Consider the following 12,053-nt stretch of genomic DNA (forward strand, 5'->3'; position numbering starts at 1 on the left):
AGTAAATGCTACATGTAAAGGCAGATTTCGGCTGTTTGTAGGAAACACTACAGGGGTATGGCTTTACCTGTGGCCAGGGATCACTTCCCCACCCGCCCCGGAATCGCTACCCGACTCGTCGCCTTCACCTCCCGCAACGCCAAACTCGACTGGATCGACGCAATCCCTAACTGCCGCCGCAATACGCTCTCCACAAAATCACTGTAAGCATCCAGATCCTCCGCCAGTACCTGCAGCAGATAATCCGCATCGCCGGTGATCTTGTGGCAGGACTGCACCTGCGGCAGTTCCTTGATCACCGCTTCAAAATCCTCCGGCGTATGGTCGGAATGCACCGCAAACCGCACATGCACAAACGCCATGATTTCCAGGCCTAGCATCTTGCGATCCAGGTTGGCCTGATAGTCCTTGATCACGCCTTCTTCCTCCAGACGTTTACGCCGACGCCAGCATGGGGTGAGGCTGAGGGACAGCCGCTCACTGAGTTCGGCGTTGGAAATACTCGCGTCTTCCTGCAGCAACGCGAGGATGGCGAGGTCGGTGTCGTCAAGTGCGACCTGTTTGGTTTTATTTTTCTTCATGGCAGCTCGTTGGGGTAAAAATGCCCGATTACGCTAGCATCGGCGCACGTAAAAGCAAAGAAAGCCCACCGCAGCCAGAACAAAATAATCACCTGTCTTTTACGGGTGGATGTCTTTCATGCTGACTGTTTTTAGCGACTCTCATCGTTTGCACCATGGCACCGAACTCAAGGATGGCGTGCTCAAGCCGTCCTTCGAACAACCCAGCCGCGCCGACACGGTGCGTGACCGGGTCAAGCACGTGGGGCTGGGCGATATCATCGTGCCGCGCACGTTCGACCGGGCTTGTTACGTCAACGCCCACAGCGAACGCTACGTGTCCTTCCTCGAAACCGCCTGGGCCGAATGGACCGCGATCGGCCGTGCCCATGATGCGTTGCCGCTGGTGTGGCCGGTGCGTGATTTGGCCAATGACCAGGTGCCGGCATTCATCGACGGCAAACTCGGCTTTTTCGCGATGGACGCCGGTTCGCCCATCACCCGCACCACCTGGGAAGCGGTGAAGACCAGCGCCGACATCGCCCTCACCGGCCTGGCGGTCATTGACGAGGGCCACAGCAGTGCTTTCGCCCTGTGCCGGCCACCGGGCCACCATGCGGCGCGGGAATACATGGGCGGTTATTGCTACCTGAATAACGCGGCCATCGCCGCGCAACAGGCGATCACCCAAGGGGCCAGGCGTGTCGCGGTGCTGGACGTAGACTTCCACCACGGCAATGGCACGCAGAACATTTTCTACGACCGCAGCGACGTGATGTTTGTCTCGCTGCATGGCGATCCGTCCGTGTCGTATCCCTACTATTCGGGCTTCAGGGACGAGCGCGGCGCCGGGGCAGGCGAGGGGTTCAACCTGAATTACCCGCTGGCGAAAAACACTGGCTGGGCCACCTATAAAGAAGCGTTGCTTGACGCCTGCAATCAACTCAGAAAGTTCTCGCCGCAAGTGCTGGTGATTTCCCTCGGTGTCGACACCTTCAAGGACGACCCCATCAGCCATTTCCTGCTCGAGAGCCGCGACTTCCTGGGCATCGGCGAGATCATCGCCAGCGTCGGTGTGCCCACCCTGTTTGTGATGGAGGGCGGCTACATGGTCGATGAAATCGGCATCAACGCCGTCAATGTGCTGCATGGTTTCGAGAACAAACACGCCTGATCCCGACGCCACTCCAACAATAAAAGCCGCCTGACTTTTTTCTGCCAAAACTCAAAAACATAACAAGAGGTTTTGTGATGAAAACAACCGCGCCCGGGCTTATTGAAAAGCCCGCTTTGCAACGCACCCTCAACAACCGACACATTCAACTGATGGCCATGGGCGGTGCGATTGGCACCGGCCTGTTCATGGGCTCGGGCAAGATCATTGCGCTGTCCGGCACCTCGATCATCCTGATCTACATGATCATCGGGCTGTTTGTGTATTTCGTGATGCGCGCCATGGGCGAGCTGCTGTTATCCAACCTGAACTTCAAAAGCTTCGCCGACTTCGCCGGTGCGTACCTGGGGCCGCGTGCGGCGTTTTTTCTCGGCTGGTCGTATTGGCTGAGCTGGAGCGTTGCGGTGGTGGGGGACGCGGTGGTGGTCGGCGGTTTTTTCCAGTACTGGTTCCCGGACGTGCCGGCCTGGATCCCGGCGATTGCGATGCTGCTGACCCTGTTTGCCTTGAATGTGCTCACGGTGCGGCTGTTTGGTGAGGTGGAGTTCTGGTTTGCGATCATCAAGATCATCGCCGTGGTGACCTTGATCGGCGTGAGCGTGGTGCTGATTGCCAGTTCGTTTGTGTCACCCACCGGCGTCACGGCCTCCCTGAACCATTTGCTGGATAAACAGGCGGCGTTTCCCAATGGGTTGTTCGGCTTCTTTGCCGGGTTCCAGATGGCGATCTTCTCGTTCGCCGGTACGGAACTGATCGGCACGGCGGCCGCAGAAACCCGCTCGCCGGAGAAGACGTTGCCCAAGGCGATCAACTCGATTCCGCTGCGGATCATCCTGTTTTACGTGCTGGCCCTGGCGTGCATCATCGCCGTGACGTCGTGGCAGCAGGTGTCGCCCAGCAAGAGTCCGTTTGTCGAGCTGTTCCTGGTGGCCGGGTTTCCCGCTGCCGCCGGGATCGTGAACTTCGTGGTGCTGACCTCGGCGGCCTCGTCGGCCAACAGTGGGGTGTTCTCGGCCAGCCGCATGTTGTTCGGCCTGGCGGACCTGGGGGATGCGCCGGGGATCTTTCGGCGACTGTCAAACAACAGCGTGCCGTTTATCAGCCTGGCGTTTACCACCTTCCTGATGCTGCTCGGCTTGTTGCTGCTCTTTATAGTCCCGGAAGTGATGACGGCCTTTACCATCGTCTCAACCGTGTCGGCAATTCTGGTGATCTTTACCTGGTCGACGATCTTGGCGTCCTACATCGCCTATCGGAAAAAGTGCCCGCAGCTACATGAAAAATCGCTCTACAAAATGCCCGGTGGTGTGCCGATGGCCTGGGTTTCACTTGGGTTCCTGGCGTTTGTACTTTGCCTACTGGCACTTCGCCCAGACACCCGCCTGGCACTTTGCGTGATGCCAGCCTGGTTTATATGGCTGGCAGTTGCCTACCATTTCTCGCATTTTCGCAGCCGACTCCAGCCTGATCAGCGCACGGCGATCTAGCAGTCGTCATACAACTCAACGGCAATCAGCCCTCAAAAAAGGCCGGCTTGTACGGCCTTTATGTGACGGTTTTTTCATCGCTACATGACAAAAATTTCACATTCTGCGCCCTAGGCCCCATGCCACAATCCGCAGCGTTTGCAGGGCCGCAACGGTATTCGCTCGAAGGACAGTAAAAAAATAATGTTCATAGGGGCGCAGTAAATGAAACTCTCTACATTAGCTTTGGCCATCACCGCGGCTGTCCTCGCACAACAAGCCTGCGCAGATGATTTTGGTCTTGGCTCACTCGGCACGGGTAACGGTCACAGTGGCTTTCTTGAAGACAGCCACTCATCGATCAGTTCGCGCACCATGTACTACAACGCCGACGTTCACTCCGGCACCGCGAACGACCTGCGCGAAGCGGCTCAAGTACTGCGTTTCGACTACAAATCCGGTTACACCCAAGGCACCGTAGGCATCGGGTTCGACGTGATGGCGTTCGGCGCCTTGCGCCTGGACGGTGGCGATGGCCACGCCGCGGGCAATGGCCTGTCGGGTAACGGCAACAGTTTCTTTCCGGTCAAGAACAACGGCACCGAGCCTGCTGACAGCTTTGGTCGCGCAGCCGGCAACGTTAAATTCCGTATTTCCCAGACTGAATTGCACGTAGGCGGTGGCCTGGCCCCGATCCTGCCGATCCTGGTGTCCAACGACAGCCGTGCCGCGCCGCAAACCTTTGACGGCGGCATCCTGACCTCCAAGGACATTCCCAACGTCACCTTCACCGGCGGCGAGTTGAACAAGGCTGAAGGGCGTGCATCGAGTAACTCCACTGGCCTGAGCGTCGCCGGCGCCACGCGTGACAGCGACAGCTTCCGGTTCGGCGGCGTTGACTACCAGCCGTTTGGTTCTTCCGACAACGCCATCGCTAAAAACCTGACGTTGCAGTACTACTACGCTGACCTGGAAGACTTCTACAAACAGAACTACTTCGGCCTGGTGCACGTACTGCCGTTGGGCAATGACCAATCGTTCAAGACCGACCTGCGCTATTTCGACAGCACCAGCGACGGCAAAAACGGTTCGGCCGGCTACGCGTTCAACAACAACGGCGGCTATGCCAAGCACGCCGGTGAAGTCGACAACAAAACCTACAGTGCTGCATTCACCTACCAGTTGGGTGGCAGCCAGTTGATGCTCGGCCACATTGGCGTGAGTGACGACGGTGGCTTCGTGTGGGTCAACCAGGGCAGCATCGCCGACCCTACTGCACAGGGCGCGGCCGGTTCCGACTTCTACCTGTTCACGGATGCGGTGGTTGGCCAGTTCTCCCGCGCGGGCGAGCAAGTCAATTTCGGTCAGTACCTGTATGACTTCAGAACCCTGGTGCCAGGCCTGAAAGCCTCCGTTGCTTACCTCAACGGCAGCGACATCAAGGCCAAGGTTGCCGGTGGCAGCGATCAGTCGGAACGCGAAACCGATTTCCGTCTTGATTACGTCGTGCAAGAAGGCCCGCTGAAAGGCTTCGGTACTACCTTCCGTACCGGTAGTTACCACGGCCACAACACCGGCACGGCCGACCAGGATCAAACCCGCCTGATCTTCAACTACACCTACGCGCTGTTTTGATCAGTCGCGGGTAAATGCTCCAAATGAAGGCCGCCTGTTGGGCGGCCTTTTTTTGGGCAGGACTTTTTCAGCGGCTTGCCGGCAGAGCAGGGCGCTATAGTTGTTTTTACATAACGCGGCGTTTAATCATGCCCGGCAATTCCTAACCTATAAGTCAAGAAAAGGACCGTTCCCATGAAAGTCAGTGCACGCAACGTATTCAAAGGCCAGGTCAGCCAGGTCCAGGAAGGTGCGGTCAACGCTGAAGTCGTGTTGACCCTGCCAGGCGGCGAGCAGTTGGTAGCCGTGGTGACCCTGGAAAGCATCCGCAACCTCGGCATCGCCGTGGGCAAGGAAGCGGTCGCGCTGATCAAGGCGCCGTGGGTGATGTTGATGACCGAGTCCAGCGACATCCGCCTCTCGGCCCGCAACTGCCTGGAAGGCAAAGTGCTGAGCGTGAATGACGGCGCGGTGAATGCTGAGGTTGTGATCGAATTGGCGGGCGGCTCAAAGGTGTTTTCCATCGTGACCCGCGATGCGGTGGCCGAGTTGGGCCTGAAGCCGGGCGTGAGTGCCACGGCGGTGATCAAGGCGTCCCATATCATTTTGGGTGTGCCGGCCTGATAAGCCTCCGCGCCCCCGATTACGAACGCATCGCCAGGCGTCTTTTCGCCTTGTAGCAGTCGTTGATCTCAATCGCCTTCTGGTAATACTCCGTGCGCCTTGCGCGGTCGTAGTCTCCCAGCAGTCGATACGTTTCAGCCTGATCATCGCGACTGCTGCCCCATTGCATCGCCATGCCTTGGGGCATTTCGTTTTTGCACTCGAGCTTCACAACCGGTTGTGGAAAGTACGCCTCATACAGGGGCGCGCTGGCTTCAATCGCCAGCAGCGCAGTTTTGTACTGGGGTGTATCGGTGAATTCCCAACAAAAGGAGGATATTCCCAGTGCCGGCGGTGCGAAGCCTTGAGCCAGGCTTCTTTCCATCAGCGGGCAAGCCTTTTCCTTGATCACCTCGGTCGGCGAAAGCAAGAGGATGTAGATCATCGCGAGGCGATGCTGCGCCACCGGGTGATCAAGCGCTGCTGCTTGCTCAAGCAGGGCAACGGCTGGCTTGAGTAACTCGCCGGCTTCCTGCATCAGCACCATCGCCCGTTCTCTTTCCTGCGCACCTGCCGTGGGGAAGTTGGCGGGCACCGCCTCCATCCTGGCGTTCGCTTGTTGCAGGTACGGGAGGGCCTGTTGATACAGGCTCTCGCCGCGAGGGTCGATAGGCAGTGTGCTGGCAATACACAGCTGCGACAGCAGGCAGCCGAGGAACAGGGCGCTCCAGCGATAAACAAACATAGACGGGCTTCCATGCGGCGTAAGTGTTGAGTGGCAAGTAGATCGCGCCGCAGGATGACAGGGAAACGGTAGGCAGATCAAACCGCGTTTCCCTCGCCGCAATGGATTGCTTCAGGGCGCCAGCCGCGTGAACACATAATCATGGTTCTTCACCAACGCCTGATGGCAGGCGAAGCACGTCTCATGCTGCGCCTGGTCCGCCGGCTTCCCGTTGATGAACCGCCCAAACCCCCAGCCTCCCGTCGCTGCGTATTTCTTCGAATCCTTGACCATGAACTGCACGGTGGTTGCCGCGCCGGGAATCGAGGCGGTCTTGAACTCGGGCGACTGCACATGTTTCCAGGCCAGTTTGGCCAGCACGGTGCCGTCAGGGAAAGGCAGCGTACCGTCGCGGTAAGCCTTGAGCGCGACCTGGTTGCCCAGCACCACCCGCAGTTCATTCAGCGGGTCGGCTTCCTGGGCCGGGGCGATCAGCTCCCATTGGCGGTAGCCGTCGGGAATCGTCACGCCGTAGATCGGCGAAGGCTCGCTCGTGCCACCAGGGCCGCCAAAAGCGGCCCCGGTAGCGGTGGCGACGACGGCGGCTGTCGCAGCGATGAGTGCAGCAAGGTGCAGGCGCTTCATCACAAGTGGTCCGCATCAATCACAGCCTTGGCAAAGGCTTGGGGCGCTTCCTGTGGCAGGTTGTGGCCAATGCCGCCGGTGATCAGCCGGTACTCGTACTTGCCGGTAAAGCGCTTGGCGTAGTCTTCCGCCGCCGGGTGCGGTGCGCCATTGGCGTCGCCTTCCATCGTGATGGTGGGCACGCTGATGGACGGGGCGGTGGCGAGTTTCTGTTCCAGCGCAGCGTATTTCTTCTCGCCCTGGACCAGGCCCAGACGCCAGCGATAGTTGAAGATCGACACCGCGACGTGGTCGGGGTTGTCCAGGCCTTTGGCGCTGCGGTCGAAGGTGGCGTCGTCAAACGCCCATTTCGGTGAGGCGATCTGCCAGATCAGCTTGGCGAAGTCGTGGGTGTTTTTTGCATAACCGGCGGCGCCGCGATCGGTGGCGAAGTAGAACTGGTACCACCACTGCAACTCAGCCTTGGGCGGCAAGGGGTTCTTTCCGGCGGCCTGGTTGCCGATCAGGTAGCCGCTGACCGACACCAGCGCCTTGACCCGCTCAGGCCACAACGCCGAGACGATGTCGGCGGTGCGGGCGCCCCAGTCGTAGCCGCCAAGCACGGCCTGCTTGATGTTCAGTGCGTCCATGAAGTCGATCAGGTCGACCGCAAGTGCGGCCGGCTGGCCGTTGCGCAGGGTCTTTGCCGAGAGGAAACGGGTGTCGCCGTAGCCACGGGCGTAAGGCACCAGCACGCGGTAGCCCTGGGCGGCCAGCAGCGGCGCTACCTCGGAATAGCTGTCAATGTCGTAGGGCCAGCCATGCAGCAGGATCACCACCGGGCCATCGGCCGGGCCGACTTCGGCGTAGGCCACCTCCAGCAAGCCGGCCTTCACCTGCTTCAACGGGCCGAGCGTGGCGTGGGCACTGGCGCTGGCAACCGCAGGTGCTTGCGTGTCCTGTGCATGGGCTACGCCGAAGGCACCGAACTGCAACAGCGCAAAGGCCAGCAGCGACGCGCCCATCAGGCGGCGGGGTGGGGTGTTCAACTGTGTGTGCATGGTGAGTCTCCGGCGGCGGGTTGTGTGCCTGGCTCACAGTTGAACGTAGTTGTGTATCCCGTCTGTTTCGAGAAAACGGTTGGGTTAAAGGTTTTGTATCGCAGGGGTGTTTGGACACACTGCGATACACGATTCAGAGGGGCCGGGTGGCCACGTACACCAGGCTCGGCGCCTGCCCGGGCACATCGTCCAGTTCATCAATGTGCTGCATGCCGATTTTCTCCAGCACCTTGATGGACGCTGTATGCGCCGGACGCACCACGCCGTACACCTGCGGCTGGTCCAGTTCGACAAAACCAAATTGCAACGCAGCCCTGGCAAGCTCTGTTGCAAAGCCCTGGCCCCAGGCGCTGACGGCAAAGCGGTAGCCCAGGTTGATTCGCTCAACGTCGTTGTAGGGGTACAAGGTGATGCCCCCAAAGCCGATCACGCACTCCGGCGCCTGTTGTGTAGCAATCGCCCATTGGCCAAAACCGTGTTCTGCCCAGTGTTTCAGCCAGCGATCCAGGGCGGCGCTGGCTTGACCCGGGTCGGTCAAGGGACCGGACGGGTTGTAGCGGTTGGTCTCGGGATCGCCATAGATGGCGAATACACTGGCCGCATCGTCGACCGTGACGGGCCTGAGCATCAGGCGTGGGGTGGTGATTGGGCGGGTATTCATGGATGGCGTTTGATCCTTGGGGCGAGACAAAAGGTGTTCACCTATATTTATCCTGCTTTCGGCGCTCTAGCACGCTCGATTCAGTTGTTAGGGCTACTGGCAGGATGCCACAATGGCACTTTGTCGCAGCAGTATGATCAGGCGGACCAAATGAATGGCCTTGGGCGTGGGCAGGACCAGGATTGCTTCATCGAGGAGCAGGTACGAACAGATCGATTGCATCAGCTGTTTCGCCAGTCATTTTCGGCGGTTTTCGGCAGTTATATGGCGGCCGCCATGCTGTGCTGGCTGTGCTGGGAGCGTTTTGATCACCGGGTAATGCTGGTCTGGCTGGTGGTGCTGGCGGGGACGTCACTGCTGCGGGTCTGGATGTTCATGGCCTGGTTTCGCTGCCCCAACAGTGATCGCACCCCTGCACGCTGGGAGCGGCGCTACTGGGTGACGCTGATGTTGTCTGCCGGCGTGTGGGGGCTTGGCGCACTGGCGCTGATGCCCACTGATGACCGACTCTCCCAGGCCTTGGTGATGTTGTTCACCGTAGGCATGTCGGTCAGCGCCGTCTCCTGTTATTCGGCCTATCGCTACATGACCCTGGTCTCCATGGGCCTGGTCTTGCTGCCGTGCACCGTGTGGCTGCTGTTTCAACCGTCGTCGATGCAGGTCGGCATGGCGCTGGCGGTGCTGGTGTTCTCCTCGTTTGTCGGTGGCGCCACGCGCAAGCTGTCCGACGCCCTGGAAAAGGCCTTTCGCCTGACCCGGCAAATGGAACGTGCCCACAATATCTCTACCCGCGCCGCACAAACCGACGAGCTCACCGGCCTGATGAACCGCCGGGCGTTCTTCGAGCATGCGCAGTTGCTCTACGAGCAGTGCCGGCATAATCAGCAGCCGTTGTGCGCGCTGATGATGGACATGGACCACTTCAAGGACATCAATGACACCTACGGCCACCAGGCCGGGGACCAGGTGCTGCGGCAGATCGGCGGGGTGATCAGCGCGTCGTTTCGCCAGGCCGACGTGTACGGGCGGCTGGGCGGCGAGGAGTTTGCGGTGCTGTTGCCGGACACGTCCCTGGAGACCGGGCGGGACATTGCCGAGCAGTTGATCAAGGCGATTGCCGGGCTGGCCAGCGAGCCGGTCCATGGGCTCACCGCCAGCCTTGGCGTGGCCTGGGCCCGCGCGGTGGATCAAGACCTGCACGGGTTGATGAATACCGCCGACAAGGCCCTGTACCGCGCCAAAGCCCTCGGTCGCAATCAGGTGGCCGTGGCCGAGTAGGGCTCAGCCCTTGAACAACGCCCTGGCCAGCACCTGTGAAACCTGGTCGGCCGAGTAGGGTTTGGGCAGGAACACCAGGCCTTCGTAGCCGCTTTCCGCCAGTTCCTCGCTGTAGCCGGAAGTCAGCACCACCGGCAGGCCAGGCCTGCGCCGGCGCAGTTCCCTGGCCAGTGCCACGCCGGTGATGCCGGGCATCACCACATCGGAAAACACCGCGTCGAACCCCATTGCATCCGCACCGGCCAGTTCCAGCGCCTGTTCGGCGTTGGTCGCCCAGGTGGTCTGGTACCCCAGGTCCTGGAGAATCTGGTTGGCAAAGCGGCCCACTTCCAGGTTGTCTTCCACCACCAGAATGTGGCGCTGAGCACTCTCTGCGACCAGCCCGCAAACCTCCTGCGCGGGGTTTTCAACGCCTTCTTCAGGCACCACCTGCGGCAGGTACAGGGTGAACACCGTGCCCTGGCCAACCTTGCTGGCCACATCGACGTTACCGCCCGATTGCTTGGCGAAGCCAAACACCTGGGACAGCCCGAGGCCCGTGCCCTTGCCGACTTCCTTGGTGGTGAAGAAGGGTTCGAAGATGCGCTCGAAAGTCTCGCCGGGAATTCCGCTGCCGGTGTCGGTGAGTGAAATTGCGATAAACGCCTGGCGCGAACCGGCGTCACCCCGGATGCTCGGCAGCGCTTGGTCGGCGACCACGCTCAGGGTCAGGGTGCCTTGGCTGTTCATGGCGTCCCGGGCGTTGAGGGCGATGTTGATCAACGCGGTTTCGAACTGGCTGGAGTCGGCGCGGATGTAACACGGCAGCCCGGGCAACTCGACCCGCACCTTGATCCGCGCGCCGGTGACGGTTTCGAGCATCTCGCCAATGTTGTTCACCCGCTGCCCGGCATCGAACACTTCCGGGTTCAGTGGCTGGCGGCGCGCAAATGCGAGCAACTGGCTGGTCAATTTGCCGGCCCGCTCCACGGTGTCGCTGACGGCGCTCATGTAGCGCTGGCGACGTTCTTCGGACAAGGCAGGCATGCGCAGGAAGTCGACGGAGGAGCGAATGATGGTCAGCAGGTTGTTGAAGTCGTGCGCCACGCCACCGGTCAACTGGCCGATGGCTTCGAGTTTTTGCGATTGGCGCAAGGCGGCTTCGGTCTGGGTCAACAGGGTGGTTCGTTCGTTGACGCGCTGCTCCAGGCTCGCATTCAACTCGGCCAGCCGCCGGGACAGTACGACGGTGGCGGTGGTTTCGGTCACGGTGTCGAGCATGCCGACCACGTTGCCTTGCACGTCGCGAATCGGGCTGTAGCAAAAGGTGAAGTACGCCTGCTCCGGTGCGCCGCCGCGTTCGACGCGCAACGGGAAATTTTCGATAAAGGTGGCTTCACCCGCGAAGGCGGCGTTGGCGATCGGGCTGATCTCGGGCCACGCTTCCTGCCAGATCTCGCTGAAAGGTCGCCCGAGCGCGTCGGGTTTGTCGCCAAGAATCGGGATGAAGCCGTCGTTGTACAGCGTGATCAGCGAAGGTCCCCAGACGATCGCCTGGGGGAAACTGGAGGCAAGGCACAGGGCAACAGTGGTCTTCAACACGTCCGGCCATTGATCCAGCGGCCCCAGCGGCGTACTCGCCCAGTCGTGATGCCGGACCCTTTCGCCCAGTTCGCCGCCGCCTTGCAGCCAGTTTGTCATTCGGTGAACGCCTTCTTTGCCACGGTTTGCTGAGTAGGGATGCCAAGCTACAGACACCCCAGGATTCAGCCAGTTCAGCGGGATTATCCACTAGATGGCAATCTAATGTCGCCGCCAAATAATCACCCGGCAAACCTCGTTCAGACCACGGTGATATCCACCTCGATGTTGCCGCGGGTTGCCTTGGAATACGGGCACGTCTGGTGGGCACGTTCCACCAGCGCGAGGGCCGCCGCGTGTTCGATACCCGGCAGGCTGACCCGCAGGCGGGCTTGCAGGTAATAGCCATTTTCGGGGCTGTTCACCAGGTCCACTTCGGCGCTCACGGCCGTGTCGGCTGGCAGGCGGATCTGCAGGCTTTGTGCGGCCTTGCCCATCGCGCCGATAAAGCAGGCGGACCAGCCGGCACCGAACAGTTGCTCGGGGTTGGTGCCGGGCGCCTTTGAGCCGGGCGGCGACAGCTTGATGTCCAGTTGCAGGTCATCACTGTGGGACGCGCCTTCACGCCCGCCAGTGGTGTGGGTTTTGCCGGTGTAGAGCACGGTGCTGTTCTGGGACATGACGGTTTCCTTGCAGGTGGCCCGGGATGGGCCGGTGTGCACAGGAAA

The 12,053-nt window shown here is 60.5% G+C and carries 12 protein-coding genes; 5 read left to right on the forward strand and 7 right to left on the reverse strand.

Features of this window, described 5'->3' with window-relative positions:
• Window positions 1-80: 80 nt before the first annotated feature.
• A complete protein-coding gene (locus JFV30_RS11420; protein WP_010169686.1) occupies window positions 81-581 on the reverse strand; it encodes an Lrp/AsnC family transcriptional regulator in 501 nt (166 codons plus the stop codon).
• Between the two features lie 118 nt (window positions 582-699).
• On the opposite strand from JFV30_RS11420, the gene JFV30_RS11425 reads away from it, so the two are divergent.
• The 4 genes from JFV30_RS11425 (at window position 700) to JFV30_RS11440 (ending at window position 5,438) form a co-directional block, all read left to right on the forward strand.
• On the forward strand, window positions 700-1,734 hold the full coding sequence (locus JFV30_RS11425; RefSeq protein ID WP_169388236.1) for a histone deacetylase family protein: 1,035 nt from the start codon (window positions 700-702) through the stop codon (window positions 1,732-1,734).
• Between the two features lie 77 nt (window positions 1,735-1,811).
• Window positions 1,812-3,221 carry an amino acid permease gene (locus JFV30_RS11430; RefSeq protein ID WP_201123736.1) on the forward strand — a complete coding sequence of 470 codons (1,410 nt, stop codon included), beginning with the start codon at window positions 1,812-1,814 and terminating at the stop codon, window positions 3,219-3,221.
• 204 nt (window positions 3,222-3,425) lie between these two features.
• On the forward strand, window positions 3,426-4,835 hold the full coding sequence (locus JFV30_RS11435; protein WP_029615841.1) for an OprD family outer membrane porin: 1,410 nt from the start codon (window positions 3,426-3,428) through the stop codon (window positions 4,833-4,835).
• 174 nt (window positions 4,836-5,009) lie between these two features.
• On the forward strand, window positions 5,010-5,438 hold the full coding sequence (locus tag JFV30_RS11440; RefSeq protein WP_010169682.1) for a TOBE domain-containing protein: 429 nt from the start codon (window positions 5,010-5,012) through the stop codon (window positions 5,436-5,438).
• 19 nt (window positions 5,439-5,457) lie between these two features.
• On the opposite strand, the gene JFV30_RS11445 is transcribed toward JFV30_RS11440, so the two are convergent.
• The 4 genes from JFV30_RS11445 to JFV30_RS11460 form a co-directional block, all read right to left on the reverse strand.
• Window positions 5,458-6,162, reverse strand: coding sequence for a tetratricopeptide repeat protein (locus JFV30_RS11445; RefSeq protein WP_201123738.1), 705 nt, complete (start codon window positions 6,160-6,162; stop codon window positions 5,458-5,460).
• 111 nt (window positions 6,163-6,273) lie between these two features.
• On the reverse strand, window positions 6,274-6,786 hold the full coding sequence (locus tag JFV30_RS11450) for a cytochrome P460 family protein (protein ID WP_201123740.1): 513 nt from the start codon (window positions 6,784-6,786) through the stop codon (window positions 6,274-6,276).
• On the reverse strand, window positions 6,786-7,826 hold the full coding sequence (locus JFV30_RS11455; RefSeq protein ID WP_201123742.1) for an alpha/beta fold hydrolase: 1,041 nt from the start codon (window positions 7,824-7,826) through the stop codon (window positions 6,786-6,788). The genes JFV30_RS11450 and JFV30_RS11455 overlap by 1 nt, the downstream gene beginning before the upstream one ends.
• 133 nt (window positions 7,827-7,959) lie before the next feature.
• Window positions 7,960-8,487, reverse strand: a complete 528-nt coding sequence (locus JFV30_RS11460) for a GNAT family N-acetyltransferase (protein WP_201123744.1) — start codon at window positions 8,485-8,487, stop codon at window positions 7,960-7,962.
• A gap of 150 nt (window positions 8,488-8,637) precedes the next feature.
• Here JFV30_RS11460 and JFV30_RS11465 point away from each other — a divergent pair, with 150 nt between their 5' ends.
• Entirely contained in the window at window positions 8,638-9,765 is a 1,128-nt protein-coding gene (locus JFV30_RS11465; protein WP_032881879.1) for a sensor domain-containing diguanylate cyclase, read from the forward strand.
• Between the two features lie 3 nt (window positions 9,766-9,768).
• Here JFV30_RS11465 and JFV30_RS11470 read toward each other — a convergent pair whose 3' ends face one another.
• Together JFV30_RS11470 and JFV30_RS11475 are read right to left on the reverse strand one after the other, a co-directional pair.
• Complete coding sequence (locus tag JFV30_RS11470; protein WP_201123746.1) at window positions 9,769-11,445, reverse strand: ATP-binding protein; 1,677 nt, start codon at window positions 11,443-11,445, stop codon at window positions 9,769-9,771.
• Between the two features lie 140 nt (window positions 11,446-11,585).
• Complete coding sequence (locus JFV30_RS11475) at window positions 11,586-12,005, reverse strand: organic hydroperoxide resistance protein (RefSeq protein WP_201123748.1); 420 nt, start codon at window positions 12,003-12,005, stop codon at window positions 11,586-11,588.
• Window positions 12,006-12,053 lie beyond the last annotated feature (48 nt).

The organism is Pseudomonas sp. TH32 (assembly GCF_016650855.1).
Taxonomy (GTDB): Bacteria; Pseudomonadota; Gammaproteobacteria; order Pseudomonadales; family Pseudomonadaceae; genus Aquipseudomonas.

Excerpts from the sequence above, each read along its gene's own strand:
- JFV30_RS11420 (WP_010169686.1), bottom strand. The coding sequence starts at position 581 with ATGAAGAAAAATAAAACCAAACAGGTCGCACTTGACGACACCGACCTC.
- JFV30_RS11425 (WP_169388236.1), top strand. The coding sequence starts at position 700 with ATGCTGACTGTTTTTAGCGACTCTCATCGTTTGCACCATGGCACCGAA.
- JFV30_RS11430 (WP_201123736.1), top strand. The coding sequence starts at position 1,812 with ATGAAAACAACCGCGCCCGGGCTTATTGAAAAGCCCGCTTTGCAACGC.
- JFV30_RS11435 (WP_029615841.1), top strand. The coding sequence starts at position 3,426 with ATGAAACTCTCTACATTAGCTTTGGCCATCACCGCGGCTGTCCTCGCA.
- JFV30_RS11440 (WP_010169682.1), top strand. The coding sequence starts at position 5,010 with ATGAAAGTCAGTGCACGCAACGTATTCAAAGGCCAGGTCAGCCAGGTC.
- JFV30_RS11445 (WP_201123738.1), bottom strand. The coding sequence starts at position 6,162 with ATGTTTGTTTATCGCTGGAGCGCCCTGTTCCTCGGCTGCCTGCTGTCG.
- JFV30_RS11450 (WP_201123740.1), bottom strand. The coding sequence starts at position 6,786 with ATGAAGCGCCTGCACCTTGCTGCACTCATCGCTGCGACAGCCGCCGTC.
- JFV30_RS11455 (WP_201123742.1), bottom strand. The coding sequence starts at position 7,826 with ATGCACACACAGTTGAACACCCCACCCCGCCGCCTGATGGGCGCGTCG.
- JFV30_RS11460 (WP_201123744.1), bottom strand. The coding sequence starts at position 8,487 with ATGAATACCCGCCCAATCACCACCCCACGCCTGATGCTCAGGCCCGTC.
- JFV30_RS11465 (WP_032881879.1), top strand. The coding sequence starts at position 8,638 with ATGAATGGCCTTGGGCGTGGGCAGGACCAGGATTGCTTCATCGAGGAG.
- JFV30_RS11470 (WP_201123746.1), bottom strand. The coding sequence starts at position 11,445 with ATGACAAACTGGCTGCAAGGCGGCGGCGAACTGGGCGAAAGGGTCCGG.
- JFV30_RS11475 (WP_201123748.1), bottom strand. The coding sequence starts at position 12,005 with ATGTCCCAGAACAGCACCGTGCTCTACACCGGCAAAACCCACACCACT.